General features: G+C 44.5%; 19 protein-coding genes. 12 read left to right on the forward strand and 7 right to left on the reverse strand.

Going from position 1 to position 20,268, the window contains the following annotated elements; translation table 11 throughout:
- Positions 1 to 440: 440 nt before the first annotated feature.
- The 5 genes from AAW31_RS08670 to rfbD all read left to right on the forward strand — a co-directional run bounded on the left by AAW31_RS08670 (position 441) and on the right by rfbD (position 6,886).
- Complete coding sequence (locus AAW31_RS08670) at positions 441 to 2,312, forward strand: copper oxidase (protein ID WP_082110386.1); 1,872 nt, start codon at positions 441 to 443, stop codon at positions 2,310 to 2,312.
- Positions 2,313 to 2,597: 285 nt separating this feature from the next.
- A complete protein-coding gene (locus AAW31_RS08680) occupies positions 2,598 to 3,575 on the forward strand; it encodes an acetyl-CoA carboxylase carboxyltransferase subunit alpha (RefSeq protein ID WP_046849940.1) in 978 nt (325 codons plus the stop codon).
- A complete protein-coding gene (tilS, locus tag AAW31_RS08685; protein ID WP_046849941.1) occupies positions 3,535 to 4,896 on the forward strand; it encodes a tRNA lysidine(34) synthetase TilS in 1,362 nt (453 codons plus the stop codon). Before AAW31_RS08680 ends, tilS begins: the two co-directional genes overlap by 41 nt.
- 41 nt (positions 4,897 to 4,937) lie before the next feature.
- Positions 4,938 to 5,993: a dTDP-glucose 4,6-dehydratase gene (gene rfbB, locus AAW31_RS08690; RefSeq protein WP_046849942.1), complete on the forward strand. Its 1,056-nt coding sequence runs from the start codon at positions 4,938 to 4,940 to the stop codon at positions 5,991 to 5,993.
- Entirely contained in the window at positions 5,990 to 6,886 is an 897-nt protein-coding gene (gene rfbD / locus AAW31_RS08695) for a dTDP-4-dehydrorhamnose reductase (RefSeq protein ID WP_046849943.1), read from the forward strand. Before rfbB ends, rfbD begins: the two co-directional genes overlap by 4 nt.
- A 6-nt stretch (positions 6,887 to 6,892) precedes the next feature.
- Here the strand turns inward: rfbD and AAW31_RS08700 are convergent, their stop codons facing one another.
- Together AAW31_RS08700 and AAW31_RS08705 are read right to left on the reverse strand one after the other, a co-directional pair.
- Positions 6,893 to 7,843: a S49 family peptidase gene (locus tag AAW31_RS08700; RefSeq protein WP_046849944.1), complete on the reverse strand. Its 951-nt coding sequence runs from the start codon at positions 7,841 to 7,843 to the stop codon at positions 6,893 to 6,895.
- Positions 7,844 to 8,228: 385 nt separating this feature from the next.
- A complete protein-coding gene (locus AAW31_RS08705) occupies positions 8,229 to 8,897 on the reverse strand; it encodes an OmpA family protein (RefSeq protein ID WP_046849945.1) in 669 nt (222 codons plus the stop codon).
- A gap of 139 nt (positions 8,898 to 9,036) precedes the next feature.
- On the opposite strand from AAW31_RS08705, the gene AAW31_RS08710 reads away from it, so the two are divergent.
- The 5 genes from AAW31_RS08710 to AAW31_RS08730 all read left to right on the forward strand — a co-directional run bounded on the left by AAW31_RS08710 (position 9,037) and on the right by AAW31_RS08730 (position 12,376).
- Positions 9,037 to 9,291 carry a Rho-binding antiterminator gene (locus tag AAW31_RS08710; RefSeq protein WP_046849946.1) on the forward strand — a complete coding sequence of 85 codons (255 nt, stop codon included), beginning with the start codon at positions 9,037 to 9,039 and terminating at the stop codon, positions 9,289 to 9,291.
- A gap of 438 nt (positions 9,292 to 9,729) precedes the next feature.
- Positions 9,730 to 10,062, forward strand: a complete 333-nt coding sequence (hpf, locus tag AAW31_RS08715) for a ribosome hibernation-promoting factor, HPF/YfiA family (RefSeq protein ID WP_046849947.1) — start codon at positions 9,730 to 9,732, stop codon at positions 10,060 to 10,062.
- A 267-nt stretch (positions 10,063 to 10,329) separates the two neighbouring features.
- Positions 10,330 to 10,800: a PTS sugar transporter subunit IIA gene (locus tag AAW31_RS08720; protein ID WP_046849948.1), complete on the forward strand. Its 471-nt coding sequence runs from the start codon at positions 10,330 to 10,332 to the stop codon at positions 10,798 to 10,800.
- A complete protein-coding gene (gene hprK / locus AAW31_RS08725; RefSeq protein WP_046849949.1) occupies positions 10,787 to 11,734 on the forward strand; it encodes an HPr(Ser) kinase/phosphatase in 948 nt (315 codons plus the stop codon). The genes AAW31_RS08720 and hprK overlap by 14 nt, the downstream gene beginning before the upstream one ends.
- Positions 11,735 to 11,758: 24 nt before the next feature.
- Entirely contained in the window at positions 11,759 to 12,376 is a 618-nt protein-coding gene (locus AAW31_RS08730; protein ID WP_046849950.1) for a flavin prenyltransferase UbiX, read from the forward strand.
- A gap of 155 nt (positions 12,377 to 12,531) precedes the next feature.
- Here AAW31_RS08730 and AAW31_RS08735 read toward each other — a convergent pair whose 3' ends face one another.
- The 4 genes from AAW31_RS08735 to AAW31_RS08750 form a co-directional block, all read right to left on the reverse strand.
- On the reverse strand, positions 12,532 to 13,158 hold the full coding sequence (locus tag AAW31_RS08735; protein ID WP_046849951.1) for a 5-formyltetrahydrofolate cyclo-ligase: 627 nt from the start codon (positions 13,156 to 13,158) through the stop codon (positions 12,532 to 12,534).
- 19 nt (positions 13,159 to 13,177) lie between these two features.
- Entirely contained in the window at positions 13,178 to 14,236 is a 1,059-nt protein-coding gene (gene mutY, locus AAW31_RS08740; RefSeq protein WP_046849952.1) for an A/G-specific adenine glycosylase, read from the reverse strand.
- Positions 14,237 to 14,299: 63 nt separating this feature from the next.
- Entirely contained in the window at positions 14,300 to 17,632 is a 3,333-nt protein-coding gene (locus AAW31_RS08745; protein ID WP_046849953.1) for a DUF748 domain-containing protein, read from the reverse strand.
- A gap of 111 nt (positions 17,633 to 17,743) precedes the next feature.
- Positions 17,744 to 18,211 carry an FKBP-type peptidyl-prolyl cis-trans isomerase gene (locus AAW31_RS08750; protein WP_082110387.1) on the reverse strand — a complete coding sequence of 156 codons (468 nt, stop codon included), beginning with the start codon at positions 18,209 to 18,211 and terminating at the stop codon, positions 17,744 to 17,746.
- Positions 18,212 to 18,453: 242 nt separating this feature from the next.
- Here AAW31_RS08750 and AAW31_RS08755 point away from each other — a divergent pair, with 242 nt between their 5' ends.
- Complete coding sequence (locus tag AAW31_RS08755; protein WP_046849954.1) at positions 18,454 to 18,834, forward strand: YbaN family protein; 381 nt, start codon at positions 18,454 to 18,456, stop codon at positions 18,832 to 18,834.
- Positions 18,835 to 19,201: 367 nt separating this feature from the next.
- Here AAW31_RS08755 and AAW31_RS08760 read toward each other — a convergent pair whose 3' ends face one another.
- Entirely contained in the window at positions 19,202 to 19,696 is a 495-nt protein-coding gene (locus AAW31_RS08760; RefSeq protein WP_046849955.1) for a hypothetical protein, read from the reverse strand.
- Positions 19,697 to 19,955: 259 nt separating this feature from the next.
- Here AAW31_RS08760 and AAW31_RS08765 point away from each other — a divergent pair, with 259 nt between their 5' ends.
- A complete protein-coding gene (locus tag AAW31_RS08765; RefSeq protein WP_046849956.1) occupies positions 19,956 to 20,264 on the forward strand; it encodes a c-type cytochrome in 309 nt (102 codons plus the stop codon).
- Positions 20,265 to 20,268 lie beyond the last annotated feature (4 nt).

Here is a 20,268-nt window from a genome sequence, read left to right on the forward strand (position 1 = left end):
TAGTGTGTTTCTAATTGGCGACAAAATAAAGCTATTGAAAATAATAAATTATTTATTAAATATAAAAAAACATGTTTCTAATAATAGACATAGAAAAACATGTTAAAAGCTTATTATCATAAGCAGCCCATGTATTTGTAAAAAAATTAATTAATTATTGGCGACATTTATCCCGGTTTTTCTTCTAAGGCTGTAATGTAAGCAATTGATTAGTAACTATAATGTTTTTTTGGCATAAATATTGCGGATAAAAAAGCTTTACATAGACATTCAAGATGACGAGGTCGTTTTAGATGACGAGGTCGTTTTTTATTGTAATGCGAATCATAGCGCATTATTTGCTTAATCTTTCCAGTCACAGGTTTTCTCTATGCCAGATTGCTTATCCATTGGCTGAAGAAAAAATAGTTATTAATAAAATATAAGGAGATAGACAATCTATGATAGCTATATCATCAGGTCAAAAGGCGGGGAAAATTATCGGTTTCTTTGCAGCAATTCTGATTGTTCTATTTATAAATAATACTTTTGCCCGCGATGATGATTCTGAGCTTAACGATAATGATCCCGATAGTGAGATTAGATTTGAGCTTACCGATAATGCCGGCCGCTGGTTTGATACTGGGGCTGAGTTAGAAGATAACCGCTCGATTGCAGTCGCTACACCGGGTGTGCGAGTTAAATTCTCGGGTGATTCAAATACCGTTCATACCAGAACCAGTCTGGTTTATCCTACCGGAGCCGCTGGCATGCCCTTTAATACCGAGCCGAGAAAGGGGGGCGACGATGTGACGCTGACTACTCCAGGTTTGTATATTTTTGTCTGTAGTATTCATCCTTACATGTTTGGCGCGGTGATTGTGGATGATCCGGCTACCGCCGGTTTGGATCTGGGTTCCTCGCTCAGTATGATTACGGGAGAAAGTTTTTCCAGCAGCAGCGACCTGGCAACACGATTGCTACGCACCTTTTTCATTGCGACCAATCCTGCCAACTGGCAGAACTATGCTAGTAGTACGCCTTGGCGTGTTACCTATCCAAACATGGATGTACACGTCGATGGAAGTACCGTTAATTTAGCCAATGCTCTGAATGCTCGTTATGGGAATGATTTGACGCTGGAAGCGCTCAGCAAACCAGCGATCCCTGCAGTAGGTGAAGTATGGGTCGCCACCCAGTTTGAAACCACTGCAGGGAAATCCAAGCCGGGTACGGTGTCGGCGATTGATGGTGGCAACTGGCAAGTGACGCGCAAAGTAGCCTTACCGTCGATCGATATGAATAATCCGCACAATTTATGGGCTGATAAGGACCAGAATGTTATTTATGCAACCCAATGGTTTGACAGTAAACTGGCTGTTTATGATCGCCAAACAGGGGCATTGATTCGGAATGTGTCTGTCGGTGAATCGCCTGCGCATGTGATGACTTTGACCGATAATGATCGGATTCACATCACCAATAACGGTGACAGCCGCACAGATTCTGTGATGGAGCTGGCGCCTCTCGCAACCGAAGTGCTGCGCCGTATCAATATTGGCCGTGGTACGCCGCATGGTCATTGGATGAGTCATGACGGCAAACATATGGTGACGCCCAATGTGATCAGCGGTGATACCACGCAATACAACTTCAGGACCAATGTTATTGAAGCCATTGTACCGGTAAGTGGTGAATTCAGCCATCCAGTGGCGGTTGGTATGCTGCCGAATGCCGGTAAATATTATGTCGCGAACATGTTTGACAACACGATTACGGCAGTCGATATGAGTACGCATACCGTCATCAAGCATATTAACCTGCTGGAAAACTACGATCCTTTGTCAGGCGCTGCTTCAGGCCCTGTGGGAGCATGGCCGATTCAGACACCGGTATCGCCTGATGGGAAAAACATGGTGACAGCCAATGCCCTGAGTGGAACGATTACCATCATCGATACCAGGCCAGGCCTGGCGACGACAGATGCAGCAGTAAAAATGCTGCCGTGTGATCCAGGCTGCCATGGCGTGCAGTATGGCGCCAAGCAAGGTGGTGGATACTATGCTTATGTATCCAGCAAATTCTCAAATAGACTGTTAGTGGTGGATCCCGATCCAAACGCTGATGGTGATCCGTCAGATGCGAGTATTGTCGGTAGTGTAGGACTCTTTGCTTCCGAGGCAACTCTTAGAGATGATGCCATAACAGGTAATCCGGGAATGGGTGGACAAGGTATACTGCCGATTCCGCTGGTTTACAATGGCTGGGTGCAAAATTTACCCGCTTCCTGGAGCGATCAACTAACTGAAGCGCAGCGTCATCCGATTCAGTAGTGAGGCAGCGTGAGGCGATAGCGCTAACCCGTATCGCCTTCGTTTCGGATCTGGCACTGAACACAGGGCCTGGTTTCTCTGGTAAAGCAGGAGCATGGACAATTAAGCGGGCTCTGCTACCGCTATTTTTGGTCGGGATATGGTATAAAATATTTAATAATATTACTGATTCATATGCAAAAGTAATTTTCAGCACATGAAAGCAAGTACTTGTGCCTATCCTTACTATGCAGAAGTTCCTTCAGATCCTGTATCATCCTGCTTTTAGAGTTCTTGCAAGCTTTCATGAAAACGATTTTTCTGGATTTTGAAAAAGGTATCGAGGAATTTGAAGAGAAGATCGAGCAACTGCGCTTTGCCCAGGATAATTCAGCACTGGATATTTCAGCTGAAATTGCTAAATTACAGGCAAAAAGCCAGGCGCTCACCAAAAATGTCTATGCCAAGCTCACTCCTTGGCAGATTTCTCAGGTGGCACGTCATCCGCAGCGTCCCTATGCACTTGATTATATTCAGTCTTTATTCACTGATTTTGAAGAGTTACATGGAGATCGCCATTTTGCCGACGATCATGCGATTGTGGGAGGATTAGCGCATTTTAACCAGCAGCCTGTGATGGTCATCGGCCATCAAAAAGGTCGTGATACCAAAGAGAAAATTTACCGTAATTTCGGAATGCCAAAACCAGAAGGCTATCGCAAGGCATTGAGGTTAATGAGCCTCGCAGAGAAATTTTCGTTGCCACTGATCACTTTTATCGATACGCCAGGTGCTTATCCAGGAATTGATGCTGAAGAACGCGGACAATCCGAAGCAATCGGGAAGAATCTTTACGTAATGGCTGAACTGAAAGTGCCTATTATATCTATCGTAATCGGTGAAGGAGGTTCAGGTGGCGCGCTGGCTGTTGCGGTTGGGGATGCTGTCATGATGCTGCAGTATGCCACTTACTCGGTTATTTCCCCAGAAGGGTGTGCTTCAATCCTTTGGAAGAGTGCAGATAAATCGTCCGAAGCCGCAGAAATCATGGGTATTACCGCTGATCGCCTGAAAGAACTGGAGCTGATCGATACCGTTATCAGTGAACCAATTGGCGGGGCACATCGCGATTACGCTGCTATCATGTATTCAGTCAAAAGCGCTTTGCAGGATACCTTAAGAAAGCTGCAGGTTCTGCCGTATGAAATGCTGCTGCAGAAGCGTTTTAATCGATTAATGGGGTATGGCAAATTTAAGGAAGTCAAGGCCGAACACCATTCTTGAATGGGTTGAATGCATCCTGCGTGCGCAGGTGGGCGGAAAAGATCACTTAGTGGTTGCGCTAAGTGGCGGCGTTGACTCGGTGGTGCTGCTGCATTTGCTTCATACATTGTCAAGCTCGATGACATTCAGGCTTTCCGCCGTGCATGTTGAACATGGCATCAGTGCTTATGCAGGCCAATGGAGTGATTTCTGCCAGAATCAATGCGGCGCGTTGGGTATTCCTATTCAGATTTTCCGTTTAAAAGTTCAGAAAGTGCCTCAGGTTAGCCTTGAGGCTGCAGCCAGGCAGGCACGTTATCAGGTATTTAACAGTATTGGAGCTGACTATATTGTGCTGGCGCATCATCAGGATGATCAAGCTGAAACTTTGCTGTTACAGCTTCTGCGTGGTGCGGGCGTTAAGGGTCTGGCGGGAATGCCAGTGGTGAGGAAGCTTGCTTCTAGGAGTGCGATCCGGCTTTTGCGCCCTCTGCTAAGTGTTTCACGCGAAACCATCCTGCAGTATGCACGGCAGCATCATCTTAGCTGGGTGGATGACGAGAGTAATAGCGACACTGCATACAATCGCAATTTTCTGCGACATGTTATTTTCCCGCTGCTGGAGCAGCGCTTTCCTGCTTACCGGGAGACATGCTCACGTGCCAGCCATCATCTTGGTGAAGCGGCTCACTTATTGGATGAGCTTGCCGGGATTGATAGCCAATGCGCTATGACAGCCGGTAAACTTCATTTGTTTGGTTTGCGTCAGCTCAGTTTTTCTCGCGCCAAGAATCTGTTACGCTATCTGTTCTCGCAGCACGGAGCAATCCAGCCCAATTCCCTAAAACTTGAAGAAATCTTGCGGCAATTATTGTCGGCAAAAGCTGATACTAAACTTCATCTTGTTTTTGGCGAAGTAGAGATACGATGCTTCAAAGGCTTGGTTAATATTCAATCAAAACGTATACCATCCGAGATAAATGTTCCTCTGGTATGGCGCGGAGAATATCGCTGGGTGATTGAGCCTTTGGGTGGGACGATTGAATGGATTCAACAGCAGGGTATGGGAATCAATCCGACTGAGCTGATTAAGAAGCCTGTCACTGTCCGCTTGCGCGCGGGAGGAGAGCGATTTCAGCCTGACTGCAAACGTCCCCGTCGCAGCTTAAAAAAGATGCTGCAAGAAGCTGCGCTGCCGCCATGGGAGCGTGGTACGCTACCGTTACTTTTCAGTGGTGAACAACTCGTCTGGGTGCCTGGCATTGGTGTGGATTGTGCTTTTCAGGCATTGCCGGGAGAATTGGGATGGGTGCTGACATGGCAGCCACATAAGGTCGATTAAGTAATCAAAATAACGTTTCAAACAATTTTTCGGAAAAAAACATGATTCTTGTAACGGGTGGAGCAGGATTTATCGGAGCAAATTTTATACTCGACTGGCTGGCACAATCGGATGAGCCCGTAATTAATTTAGATAAATTGACTTACGCAGGCAATCTGCAGAATTTGGCTTCATTAGAAGGAGATTCGCGGCATATTTTTGTACACGGTGATATTAATGATCAACAGAAAATAGCTAACTTGTTTAGGCAATATCATCCTCGTGCCATCATTCATTTCGCAGCAGAAAGCCATGTTGATCGCTCCATCCATGAACCGGAAGCCTTTATTCAGACAAATATTGTGGGTACTTTCAGGTTACTGGACACAACTTATCGTTACTGGAAAGAGCAGAAAGGGGAAATTCAACATGGTTTCCGTTTTCTTCATGTTTCAACGGATGAAGTGTATGGTTCCCTCTCTAAAGATGCGCCTGCTTTCACAGAAACTCATCCTTATCAGCCAAATAGCCCTTATTCCGCCAGCAAGGCTTCCAGTGATCAACTGGTTCGTGCTTATCACCATACCTACGGCTTACCTACGCTCATCACAAATTGTTCCAACAATTATGGCGCATTCCAATTTCCAGAAAAGCTCATCCCCTTGATGATCGTGAATGCGCTGGTTGGTAAGCCATTGCCTGTATATGGAGATGGTCAGCAGATCCGTGACTGGCTTTACGTAAAGGATCATTGCAGCGCCATTCGCCGTGTGCTGCAAGCCGGTATGCCAGGAGAAACTTATAATATTGGCGGATGGAATGAGAAACCGAATATAGAGATTGTGCATATCATTTGTAATTTACTCAGTGAGCTTCATCCGGCTGATTATCACAAATTAATCAAATATGTGGTAGATCGCCCAGGTCATGATCGCCGTTATGCCATTGATGCACGTAAAATCGAGCGTGATCTAGGCTGGAAGCCAGTCGAAACGTTTGAAACAGGCATTCGAAAAACTGTCAAGTGGTATCTGGATAATCAGGACTGGGTTGCCAATATACAATCCGGCGAGTATCGAAAATGGATTGAATCTCACTATCAGGAGTATGCCGGGTGAAGATATTGTTATTCGGCAAAAACGGGCAAGTGGGTTGGGAATTACAGCGCAGTCTCCAGCCGCTAGGTGAAGTGGTGGCATTGGATAGATCCAGTCAAGCATATTGTGGTGATCTGGCTGATCCGGCAGGGATCAGGCAAACCGTACGTGCGATTATGCCAGACGTCATCGTTAATGCGGTTGCGTATACTGCTGTGGACCGAGCTGAAAGCGAGCCCGATCTGGCGTACCAGATAAATGTTGAAGCAGCAGCCATTTTAGCGCAGGAAGCGCAGCGTATCGATGCCTGGTTGGTTCACTACTCTACGGATTATGTCTTTGATGGCAGCGGCGATAGCCCATGGATCGAATCTGATTTGACTTCCCCTTTGAATGTTTATGGCCAAACCAAACTCCAGGGGGAAGAGGCTATTCGCAATGCTGGCTGCCACCATTTGATTTTTCGGACAAGCTGGGTTTATGCTGCACGCGGCAATAATTTTGCCAGAACCATGCTGCGTCTGGCGCAAGACCGTGATCAATTAACTGTCATTGATGACCAGGTTGGTGCGCCGACAGGAGCGGACTTGCTCGCTGATGTGACGGCGCACGCAATTTTAAAGGCATTGAAACAGCTTGAGGTAGCAGGGCTTTATCATTTGGTCGCAGACGGGGAGGTTTCCTGGTATGGTTATGCCCGCTTCGTACTTACTTTTGCAAGAGAGCACGGTTGGGCAACCAAGACTCAATCTGAAGCTATTCTGCCAGTGCCCAGCCGTGCCTTTGCCACAGCTGCGAAACGACCGCTGAACTCTCGCTTGAATACTGAAAAATTCCGCCGCACTTTTGGGCTGAATATGCCTCACTGGCAAATAGGTGTTGCCCGGATGCTGATTGAGGTACTGGAGAAATAAACCAAGTTATCGGAGCTGCCAGCTTTCCGAAGTCCCTATTAGCAAATTGGCGGCCATTTTGCCGAAACGCTTGGCAAAATGCTCAGCTAATCCTTCCTTAGTAGTATAATCAACAATACGTCCGACTTGGATGACTTCCCGCGCTACATATTCGGCGCTGCCGAGTGCATCGACCAAGCCGAGGTCTATGCTCTTTTGACCTGTCCAGAGCATGCCGCTGAAGATTTCTGCTGTATTCTTCAGGCGCTCACCTCTCCCTTGTTGGACCACCTGTATGAATTGCTGATGAATTTCAGCTAGCATTTTCTGGGCATGCTCTCTTTGTTTGGGATCAGTGGGTGAAAAAGGATCCAGAAAACTCTTATTTTCCCCAGCTGTGAGCAGGCGTCGTTCAATACCTAGTTTCTCGAGAGTTCCCGTAAAACCAAAACTATCCAGGATGACGCCGATGGAACCAACAATACTTGCTTTGTCCACAAAGATTTTATCGGCAGCTACCGCGGCATAGTAACCTCCAGAAGCGCAAATATCCTCTACTACGGCATAAAGTGGAATTTGCGGATACTCCGCTCGTAACCGTCTAATTTCGTCATTGATATAGCCTGCCTGTACCGGGCTTCCTCCTGGGCTATTGATTCGTAGAATTACTCCCGCTGTGTTTTTGTCTTTAAAGGCTTTTTGCAGCGCTGCATTAATATTATCAGCGCTTCCCATACTATCAGGCTTGATTTCGCCACGTAAATCAACCAGTGCCGCATGTCTTTCGGAAATTCCCACAGATTCTTCCCCGAGCCAGCCTAATCCCCAGAAAAGCAAAACATAAAGGTAAATAAAAGTCAGTGATTTAAAAAAAATACTCCAATAACGCGTGCGGCGTTGCTCCTGCAAAGAGGAAAATACCAGTTTTTCCAATATTTCCTTTTCCCGGTCTTCATTACGATTTGTTGAATCTGTCATAGCTTCCTCAACTCTTTAGAATGATGTTTCTGAAAATAATAGTAAGTATGGTTAGACTATTTTTGAAATCTTACTCACATTATAAGCATTAAATGATATGTCGGGATTGCAATGAGATGCTGAATAAGTGCCACTTACCAGTAGGCTAGTACGTTAAGTGACGTGAAGGAATGAGCAAAGTTCGCTTTAACGAAACTAATTCTGCTCATTTTAGCGTGACTCACTCTGTTCGTTTTAGCGAAACTCACTCTGTTCGTTTTCCCGTTTACTGCACTCCGTTTGCCTTACACTTTATCTTGCTCGGTAGCTTATTCAGGATCTAGGTTTCCTTAATGGCGAGTCAGGGTTATCCAATCCTGACTACTTTATGACGATTTTAATCCCATCATCGGGTTGAAGTCTGGGATGACTGCTGCTCCATGACAAAGATTTCCACGCGCCGGTTTTTAGCTCGATTAGAGGGTATATCGTTTGAAGCAATGGGTTGAGAGGAGCCACGGCCATCAATCTGTATACGTCGAATTGGCACATTACGACTGACCAGGTAATCACGTGTACTGGCAGCACGATTAACCGATAGAGGATTGTTAATGGCATCCGTACCGGTATTATCAGTGTGCCCCACAATCATTATGGTCGTATTGGGATTATTAAGTAGACTGGTTGCGAAGCTATCAAGAATGGGCCTGAAATTAGGCTTAATATCTGCGCGCCCGCTGTCGAATGAGATATCACTCGGAATATTGAGCATCAAGCGGTTATCAGGAGTTTGTGATACCTGTACCCCAGTGCCGGCCGTCGCTGCCTCCATTTGTCTTTTTTGCTCTTCCATTCTTCGTGACCATATGTAACCTGCGCCAGCACCGAGTACAGCACCGGAACCTGCGCCAATAGCAGCACCTTTGCCACCACCCAGGATTGCACCAATCACGGCTCCTGTACCTGCACCAATGGCGGCACCTTGAGAGCTACCGCGTTGTGTTTCCGTCATGGTGGCACAGCCACCGAGCGTCAACGAAGTTACAAGAGTTGCGATTGTCATTCTAATTTTCATAAATATCTCCCTCATGAATAAACTGTACTGTAGCAGAAGAAGTAAAAAATTCAATCTTCATTATCTTATAGAGTGCGCTATTATTTCCTATAGATAGCGTTGAAACCAGTTTTTCATTATTTTAAAAGGTTGAATATTTATGACACAACAGATCATTGATTGTGAACTGCACGATTATATTGAAGTGGCTTGTATGTATGGCTATCAAGTCAGACTCATTTTAAGGGATGAGCAAATATTTGAAGGTAAAGCAAAAGATATTGCAACAACCGCTGAAAAACGAGAATTTTTGATTATTGATAATGAGCAGGGGTCACAACAGGTTGAGCTGATACAGCTTAAAAAAATACAGATACTGACGCCTAATGCACAGTTCAAAGAAGTTGTATTTTGATAACTATCTTGCAGAGAATTTACAGAATTGTCTCTTTTCACCAGATTATCTCTTGAATTAACTATTAGGCGCCTCTAAAAATTCAGAGTTCTAAGCAAGACAAGGCGAGATTAGGGTGTGATGTTTCACCGTTGTGTATCATGCTGGTTATGTCTTTTATCGTCTACTTTATTTCCGTATCTGGTATGATCACAGCTTACGACATACAAAACTTTGCAGAGAGCCTCTATAATGAATTCTCTTTATTCTTGGTATGTTGTCAGTAATAGTTATATAGCGGAGATAACCTATCAGCAGAGCGATCTCACAATAATATTAGGAATGTCTGCAAATCTGGTATTACCGAAGGATAGAGTTGTTCAAAATTCAAGCATGGAAGCGTTACAAAAAAGATATCCAATGCTTGATGTTTAAATATTGCCTAACAAAGGAGACATAATGAATCTGATTCTTACCGGAGATCATGTAGAAATCACACCTGCCTTACGCGATTATGTGAATTCTAAAATGGAGAAGATTAGCCGGCATTTTGATCATCTGATTGATGTTAATGTCATTTTGTCAGTAGAAAAACATCAACAAAAAGCTGAAGCTTATATTCATCTCCGTGGCAAAGACATTTTTGTCGAGGTAGAGAGCGCTGATATGTATGCATCAATTGATAGTTTAGTGGATAAGCTTGACCGGCAGATTCTTAAATATAAGGAAAAAAATATAGAACGTCGTAATCATGACGCGTTAAAAAATCAGGAATTTGACCATCCTGAGTAACGTTAAGTCAACTTAATAGAAAGAGAAAGTTGCAATGCCAGAAATTATCTGCTTCATCACAAGACTTAATCGGCCTAAGATAGGACAAGGCTAAGAGAATAGAAGTTATGGCATATCAAGTTGCCTACAGATATGTTATCAATACAAGCTAATTTTTTTCCCTCGTTGTCAAATCCCACCTAATTACAGCTTCAACTTCGATGTAAAAAGATAATTTCAGGCGGAATATCCTATTTGTGTTTATTGAGAGTAATTTTATTTCTTTTTATGAACCTTATTTCACAATTTTTACCAGAATCCAACGTGATCGTTGATCTGGATGTCGCCAGTAAGAAACGCGTCTTTGAGCAGGCTGGATTATTGTTTGAGAATACATTGCACATCGCACGCAGTCAGGTATTTGATAGCTTGTTCGCGCGAGAAAGGCTTGGCTCTACTGGCCTGGGTCAAGGTGTGGCAATTCCGCATGGTAGAATCAAGGGGCTGCGTGAAGCTGCTCTAGCTTTAGTCAGAATGAAAGAAGCCATACCTTTTGATGCACCAGATGGTTTGCCAGTCAATATTGCCTGTATCCTGTTGGTACCTGAAAAAGCAACAGATAAACATCTCCAAATTTTAAGTGAGCTGGCCCAAATGTTTAGTGACAAAAGTTTTCGTGAGAAACTGCTCTCGAGTAAGGGCGCAAAGGAGATTCATCAGCTTATCTCTGATTGGACACCTGGTAATGTCTCACATTAGCATTACTCAGCTATTTGAAGGCAATAAAGCTAAATTGAGGCTGACCTGGAATTGCGGGCAGGAGTATGGCAATAAGGAGCTGAATAATGAAGTCGTTGCTAAATCTCCACAAGGGCTGATAGGTCACCTCAACTTTATCCATCCTAATTGGATACAAGTGCTAAGTAGTTTGGCTATGGATTATCTTAATCAGCTTGACCTCTCTTCCTTGGAGAGAAAATTTCAGCAATTAGCTCAAAGTAATTTAGCATGCATGATTGTGGCTGATGGCGCTTTGGTTTCTGATGCCTTAAGATCATTCGCTGCGAGGACACAAACACCGGTACTTTGTTCAGCCAGTTCAAGCCTGGATGTCATCTGGATATTACGCTCCTTTTTAACCAAAGTGCTGGCGCCAAGCGTGAGTAAACATGGGGTGTTATTGGATGTTTTAGGAATGGGTGTGCTAATAACGGGTGAAAGTGGAGTGGGTAAAAGCGAATTGGCATTAGAGCTGATCAGTCGCGGTCATGGGTTAGTAGCAGATGATGTTGTTGAATTACGTCGTATCGGACCAGAAACACTAGAGGGTTTCTGTCCGCCAATATTACGAGATTATCTGGAAGTGCGCGGACTCGGTTTATTGAATATTCGGACTATTTTTGGGGAAACTGCGGTTCGTCGGCGCAAAAATATGAAATTAATCGTCCATTTGGAAAAATCCAGTGGTTCAGATATCAGTTCAGTTGAACGACTTCCTCTGAGCAATCTGAATGAAGATATTTTGAATGTAAACATACGCAAAGTGATTATTCCCGTTGCTGCCGGGCGGAACCTGGCGGTATTGGTCGAAGCGGCAGTCCGAAATTATGTTTTGCAGCTGCGCGGAATTGACAGCACCCAGGAGTTTATTAAGCGGCATGAGCAGAAAATGACTGATATTGCTTCAGATTAATATATTGGAGATTCTTTTCAGGAAATGAGTGCTGCGCATACGATTACTCTTGCCTTTACAGGTGCATCCGGTATGCCTTATGGCATTCGTTTGCTAGAAATATTATTAGCTCAAGGTGTGCATGTTTATTTACTATATTCACAAGTGGCGCAGATCGTTACCCAGCAGGAGATGAAATTGACGCTCCCTTCACGCCCACAAGAAGCAGAAGCATTTTTTACCAACTACTTTAATGCAGAAAAAGGGTTACTAAAGGTATTTGGGCGGGAGGAGTGGTTTGCACCCGTTGCTTCTGGATCGAATCCAGCTGATGCGATGGTAATTTGCCCCTGTACCATGGGCACCCTGTCAGCTGTTGCTTCAGGCCTGAATCAGAAATTAATCGAGCGGGCGGCGGATGTCATGCTCAAGGAGGGGCGTAAACTTATTCTGGTACCGCGCGAAATGCCCTTTTCTACGATTCATCTCGAAAATATGCTAAGGCTGGCACGTTGTGGCGCTATTATCCTGCCAGCTAATCCCGGATTTTATCATCATCCCCAGAGCATACAGGATATCGTCGATTTTGTCGTCGCACGTATCCTTGATCATCTTGGTGTCGCACATACGTTAATGCCACGCTGGGGCGAAGGAAGCGAGTGAGTTATTAACCATAAGTGTTCTTCTGGTTATTCCATTTCTAAATTAAACCTGACTTTGTAGCTTCACCTTGCCGCATGATTGATGCTGTCTGCCGTTCGCCTTCGCGTCATGTTTGATTTAGAAATGGAATTAAAAGCTTTTCACTAAACCTGACATTATTTCAATGTATTTCTTATCGCGCATGTCTCCCGTGAAATTGACTGTAATGTATGGTCAGTCAAATAGTAGATCGTTTTTTCAGTAATAACATAATCCATCGCGATATCATGCTCATGGGGATAGATAGTAGGAAGGTGGAGTATCTCAAATGCGACCCCGATAGTTAACGGTCGAGGATTGATTGCAGCCAGTGTACGATCAAAAAAGCCACTGCCATAGCCTAGCCGGTACCCTTGACTATCAAAAGCAACCATTGGGATGATGATGGCGTCGATGATGACTTCCTCGGTATCGTGAGGAATAGCAATGCCATAGGCATCTTTTCTCATCGGAGCTTGTGGCCACCATTTGCGGAATCTCAATGGTTGATGCGGACCCATTACCTCTGGAAGTGCCAGCGTCGCTCCACAGGCATATAAATAGACCATTACCTGTGCCGGCTCGTATTCGCCATGAAAAGGCGAATAACATCCCACACGGCGTTGTTGCAGTACCGGGAAACCTTGTATGAGCGAGGCGGTAATCGCCTCACTCCATAGAGCGCGTTCTGCCTCTGGAATTTGTTTACGACGTGCGATCAAATCAGCACGCTGTTGTTTCCGCCATTCTCGCCAGTTATTCATGGGGTGACATTTTAATCTGTCAGAAGCGATTGCTGGAAGTGAGTTCTAACAAAATTTTTCTGACTGGTACAGGGATAGCTAATTGTAATGCCCTATCAATAGTTAACCAAATCTTAGTGGCTGTTTTCTTGCGAGGATAATTGATCACTTGCAGTAGTTGGGGGTGAATCCGCAGCTTAAAATGGGTAAAGGTATGGTTAAGCGGAGGTAAGCTACTGATCGTTACACTCTCAATCCCCATACATTGCTTGCAGTAAGTTTGACTGTTGATGTCGATCGGTTTTTCTGGCAGACACCATAATCCGCCCCAAATACCCGGGCTTGATCGTTGTTCAAGTAAAATCTCATCCTGATTTCTTAATATCAAGAAAGTGGTTTCCTTACTGGGTAATGGTTTCCTGGGTTTGGATGTAGGAAGGCTCGCTACCCGGTTTTCCGCGAAAGCAATACAATCTGGCTGTAAAGGACAATTCAGACATTTTGGCTGATGACGCGTGCACACAATAGCGCCCAGATCCATCAATGCCTGGGTATAAGTAGCCATTTGTTGTTGGGCGTTTTCTTGAGGGAGGAGTCCCTCTGCTTTTTGCCACAATAGTGCTTCTGTTTTCTTTTCACCCGGATAACCGGTGATACCAAAGTAACGAGTAAATACCCGTTTGACATTTCCATCCAGTATCGCGCAGCGCTCCCCATAAGCGAAGGCAGCGATGGCCGCGGCCGTGGAGCGACCTATACCCGGCAGCTGTGCAATTTCTGCTGCATGCTGGGGAAACCTGCCCTGAGAACGCTCCATTATGAGGCAAGCTGCTTTATGTAAATTTCGGCCGCGCGAATAATAACCAAGACCGCTCCATAAAGTGAGTACAGTATTAAGCGATGCTTCGGCGAGGCATTCGATATCAGGAAAAGCTTCCAAGAAACGCTGATAATAAGGGATCACCGTCATCACTTGTGTTTGTTGCAACATAACCTCTGCCACCCAAATGGCGTAAGGGTCATTGGTTCCCTGCCAGGGCAGACTATGCCGGCCATGCTGTTTTTGCCATTCAATCAGGGTATTAGCGAAAGTAGACATTCAAGCAATGCGATGACTCGGTTTCTGATTGGACATGCTGAGGATGATTGCGGCTGAAACCCATTACTCCAGGGAGAATACTACTCGGCTGTTAGGCTGCTGACCATCACTTGCAGGCTCTACTTTTGTCCCCAGCACGAATACGCGCTCGTTCGGAATGCCGCCTTGCTCAATCAGCCAATAGAGGACAGCGCTTGCTCTTTGTTCTGCAAGTTCATGCAACTCATCATCACGGATTGTGGTGTGAGCGAGGATCAGCTGTTTCATTTCCTCTACAGGTAAGCTTTTGGTCAATCCGATGATGTTTTTGGGCTTTTCGAAATCAGCTTCTTTATAGACGTGCGTGAGATACTGGGCGTATTCTTTTTCATTGAGCCTGATTTCGTCCAGTGTACCAGTAGCCTGTCCTTTTTTTACGCTTGCGGAAAGTTTCTGTGCCTTGATGCTTCGCTCGAGTAATGCATGTTTGAGCTCTTCATGATCGTTGACCGGATCCGCAAAACTCGTTATTTCAAGCTTGAGCGCAGGATGATCCAGCAAGGCTGCCGCCAGTGCCTGCAGACGTTTTTCTGCTTCAGGTTGAAGTGTGGGGTAGCCTGAAGGGAAGCTGATCTGTGACAGCTCCTCTTCATCTCCCATTAAAGAGCTCAGCAAGGTAAACGGGGCTGTGGCGGCTTTGGTGATCAAATTGACAAATGCTGTCCAGACAATGCCTGTCAAACTGAACTCGGGATCGTTGATCGATCCCTTGAGTGGCAGACGAATGTCTATTTCGCCATGTCTATTCTTGAGAAGTGATATGGCGAGATGGAGCGGCAGTGACACAGCTTCAGGACTATCGGTTTTGTCGCCGAGAACAAGTTGATCCAAAAAGATTTTGTTTTTCGCTTTCAATTCACCGTTTTCAATATGATAATTGACATCAAGCGAGAGTTTTCCTTTCTCAATGACATAGCCAATGTATCTGCCAGAATAAGGACTAAACGTTGGCAAATCGATCCCCGTCGCGGTTGACTTGATATCGAGAAAGAGTTGTCCGCTGAATGGATCAATCATGCCTGAAATGTGCAGTGGTGCAGATCGATCAAACAAGCCTTGGATATCTATTTTTCCAGATTTACCTGGATGAAGTGGTCCAATCTGGCCTTTGAGTCTAGCCAAATTAGCGCGGTAGCTTGGTTTGATGAATTGATCTGCAAAATCAATATTACTATTTCGTAAAACAATTTTATCGATATAAACGGGTAAGGGGGCATTGTCGGCTGGCGCAATAGGGGTTGGCTGGCTGACTGAACCGTTCAAAGTGGACTCGGGAATGGGGGTAGGCTCTGTTTGCTTGACAAGACTGTGAAGATTGAGCTTCTTATTCGGTAATAAGGTGACGCGCGCATAAAAATCAGCGAGGTCAATGGTTGCGATGTCCACTCGTAATGGTTCGTTGATAAACTTGATGTTTGCAAGATCGATTTCTTTCCAGCGTAGCAACCTAGAGCCTTTGTCCTTATCAACTATATTGAAGTCAGTCAGTTGTCCTTTGCCAGTTAAGGCTATTTTGAGGGGTTCTCCATCTACTTTCGCATTACCCTGAAAAGAGAGTGCGCCCTGAGTAAGAAGCGCATTTAATCGATCGCTTAACCAACCCTGCAAAGGTACCAAATCAACATTTTTGAGATTAAAGATGAGATCAGTTGTGAAAGGTGTTCGCCTGAGATTGCCTCTGGTTTCAATGCTGCCGTGCTGATTAATGGTTGCTTGCAATAGCAGATCGAGTGGTGTGGCACCGTCCACATCAATATGGTTAATCATCAAATTCAATGAATCGATGTTCATTGGGGCTATTTTTGCCAGCGTGTGATCTTCAAAACGTACGGAAGCATTCGTCAATTTCACTTGATTGATTTGTGTTGACCAGGCTTTGCCAGTTTCAGTGTTTACCTGGGGGGTAGCGAACTCTGTTGACATCTCGTCTCGATCGTTGTTAGTTTCTACCATGCCAGTGCTTGCTGGATAGGCCGGTTTGGCAGCGGGAATGGGAACGGCCGTTTTGGCTGAAAACACGGCAACCTTCTCTGATTTACTGAATGCATAGGATCTATTGGCAGGTTTTTTATCTGGAATAGGAATGAGAGAGGTGGAATTTTCGATGGATTGAGGCGCTGATGACAATGTTACTGCGGGAGCAGCATTGCCGGATGATGATGCCAATATAAACAGTTGAGCCAGATCAAGTTGACCATCAGCTTGCCGGCGTATCAATGTCTTTGTCTCATCCAGTATCACCGAACCCAGCTCGATAAACCGTTGAGCACGATTGATCTTGATCGTATCGATGTCCAGTTTCGGCAGTTGCAGCACAGGTTCCGTTTCGCCATGACGCGTGAGTTTTGCATCTGCCAGCGATATCGTTGTCTCTACAGGCTGAGGCTCGGTCAGTACTGCTTCCTGCAATGTCATATCGAGCCGTTTCAACGCTACTTGATGCGGCGCTTGAACTGCTTCATTGTCGATAGCCAGTTTCTTGAGTGCAGCACGGCCAGACAGGCTAATGGTAGGTGCTTTGTCCCTCATTTGCGTAAAAACCAATGATAAATCGCTGTCTAGGTTTCCGGAAAGTAGACGGAAACCGACCGGAATAGGAGAATATTCATCGATATCAGTCAGATCAATATCATTAAACTTAAGCGAGAGCGTTGCTTCACGCCTGTCAGTAAACGGGCGCAACTTACCTTCGAGTAAAAATGGAGCGCCATTGATCGTAGCGCTGAGATGGGGTTCAACCCAATTGGTTTGTGTGCTTTGAAAATTAGCAATAAATGGAATGCCCAGCTTGATTTGGTCAATATTCTGCTGGCTTTTTTTGAGCCGATCCTCAAACGCTACGGTTCCTCCATCAATGCTGATGTTACTGATGGAAAAACGCGATTTGCCTTGTGTATCATCTGCTGAGCTGGTGGGCTGTGACTGGAATTGCTCGATCAGATCGGAAATATTGAAACGATGCTTATCCTCACGCACGAGGTGCAGTCTGGGCGCTGTTAACGTTACGGTACTGACAATGGGGGCTAGATGCCTGATCGATTCGGCGCTCAGATCAACATATAAACGAGCGAAAGCAAACAGAAGGTTGTCAGTATTGGCTTTTTCTGCTACCCGGAAGCCTGATATAGTCAATTCTAACGTATAAGGCTGAATGTCAATAGATTGAATGGTAACCGACCGATTCAGCTTCTCGGATAAAATGCCTTCAATCTTGTTCTTGGCATAACCAGGTAACCAATAATAGCCAAGCAATCCAAACAGTGCGGTGACTAGTATAACAACACCGAAGCTAATAACGAGACGCTTGCGCGTCACGAAACGACGTGGTGCTACAGGAGAATTTAAAGAATTTCCCATGCAATCGTACCTCCAGAAACGAGCCTGCAGGAAGCGGCGGGTAACGCAAGCCAAAAGTTGTTACTGAGCGCAGGTGATTAACTTGCTTGCGTTACCTGGCTGGATTGGCTGCTATTGCAAGCCAATCAATTCTACATCGAAAATCAAGGTTGCATTCGGTGGAATCACATTGCCAGCGCCGTGCGCGCCATAAGCCATATCGGGAGGAATGATCAATGTACGTTGCCCACCCACTTTCATTCCCATTACTCCTCGATCCCAGCCTTTGATAACACGTCCTGAACCCAGCAAAAATGAAAAGGGCTCCTTCCGGTCGTATGAGCTATCAAATTTTTTTCCTTTTTTATCAGGAGCCGCCGCATCATAAAGCCAGCCTGTATAATGAACACGCACGGTTTTACCTATTACAGCTTCCTCTCCTGTACCCTCCTTGACATCGATTTTTTGCAATTCAGTGGCTCCTGACGTGGCGGTGTGTGGCTCTGAGGCATGTTCCTTGTAGGCAACAGCGCTCAGCGGCAATAGCGTTAAACTTAGCAGAAAAAAGCTCAAACTCAATGAAATTTTTGTTCTATCCATAAAAACCTCAAAAGAAAAATCAAAAAATGTATTGCCTTTTATCAAACAGCAGCAAGTATTATACTCACTATGGCTTACCTATTTGGGCAATCCATGCAATTTCATATTATTGTGCCTTATTAACGGCATTCTGTTTTTTTAAAATTTTATAATCCGATTTATTTATTCATATGCAATTAAACGAACAAGCAAATCAGAATAGAGATGGAGTGCATATCCTGCACTTACATAATTCTCTTTTTATGCGTTGGCTTTATTTGGGGGTCGGCTTCACAGCTTTGCTGTTGGGGATATTGGGTATTTTTTTACCTATTCTTCCTACTACACCGTTTATCTTGCTAGCTGCAGCTTGTTTTGCACGCAGTTCAGAACGTCTTCATGATTTTTTGCTCGGTAATCGTATTACTGGCCCCATCATTTACGAATGGTGCCAATACCGTAGCGTATCCCGGCGAGTCAAACGCTGGGTATATTTTATGATCATCTTGTCATTTGGTAGCTCTATCTTGATGGTATCTTCCTATTGGCTTAAGTCAATGCTAATTGCGCTGCTAATGATATTAATGTTTTTTATATGGCGCATACCAGTCAGAGATACCGTCATTTATTCAAAAGAAAATTAACAGGCTTGATTATTGTCAGCAGCTATTTTGCCGATCCTTAAAAACGCAAAATCAAGTGCGTGCTGATGTATCTGGTATGCAAGAATAAATTATTCCCGCCACGACGGAAGCTGGTAAATTTATGGAATGGTAAAAGCTAATACCCAAGCCGGGATGAAAAGTATTTATAGAATCTTAAAAAAAGTTGTCAATAAAACTATTATAGCTGATTCATCAAGGGGATAGTCCGCTTAAAACTATAACGACGCGGTAAAATCCCTAAAAAGTAAAACTTCAGTTCTCTGCTAAAAGTATTGAACAAAAATATTAGCGGAAAATTTCTTTTCAGTATCGTGCAGACATCTTTCTTGGTTAACTTTAATGTGAATTAAGAGCTAACTGGTAAAAAATTCCAGGAAAACAGAGCCGCAGCCAGCTTTACGAATACATGCATCATAAGCCCCTTATAAGAACGCACTTTGCTGGCCCATTCAATGCCTGCTTTTTCTGCTATCCAAGCAAATAATGTTTCAATCGATTGCCGCACGCGAGCAACTGCTGTAGACAACCATTGATCCTGTAGCTCCAGATAGGGTTGCCTCGCAAGGGTTACCGAAAATGAATCAGTCAACCACACCTGCCTGGGATTCCTGATTTCCTGTTCTTGCTGAATCAGTGCTAATAAGGGTGCAAACACATCGGCTACTCGATTCAGGCGCTGAACATAAGCCACATAACCTGGGAGTCGTGGAAACTCATCGCGCAAGTGGCGATCCGCAAACGCATCAATACCTTTGATCTCTCGATGCTTGTCTACTACACCGAACAGGAAGAGGGTAATGATTTCTTCGTAGCTAAAACTTAAATCCGCGTAATGGCTCATTCTTTGATTATAAGTTCAAAGATTTTGCTGGTAATGCTTCGGTTTTTCCAGTTCATTGGTTACTTTGATTGAAATTGGGTGATGCTTTCCTCAATAGTTTAATGTTATAGATGAACTGGCTTCTATTTCAGCTCTTAATTCGTATTTTAATAGTAGCAATTGAGTTACAGAGGTTCGTAAGCAATTTTGGGGGCTTAGTCTGAGTATGATAAACTTATAAAGAAGAGCTTAATTATTTAGAAGTTAACAGGAGAGAAGAATGAAGAAAAAGCTACCTTTGTTGTTATTAGGTTGTATGCTGGTGGTATTGAGTGGCTGCTCGAGAGATAAATATATGCCAGAAGCAGGCGCAACGCCTGAGACTATTTTTAAGGAGGCTTGTGCAAAATGCCATTCTCCTGTAAATGGCAAGGTAATGGCGTTGAGTCCGGAAATAGCCAACAAGGAGGCAATTATTGATAGGATTAGAAATGGGAAAGGATTAGGCATGCCTGCTTTCCCTAATCTCATGGGTGATTCCGTGGAAGGTCTGGCACAATATGTATTGGAAAATAGCACAACAAAGTAAATTG

Origin of the sequence: Nitrosomonas communis (assembly GCF_001007935.1) — a bacterium.
Taxonomy (GTDB): Bacteria; Pseudomonadota; Gammaproteobacteria; order Burkholderiales; family Nitrosomonadaceae; genus Nitrosomonas; species Nitrosomonas communis.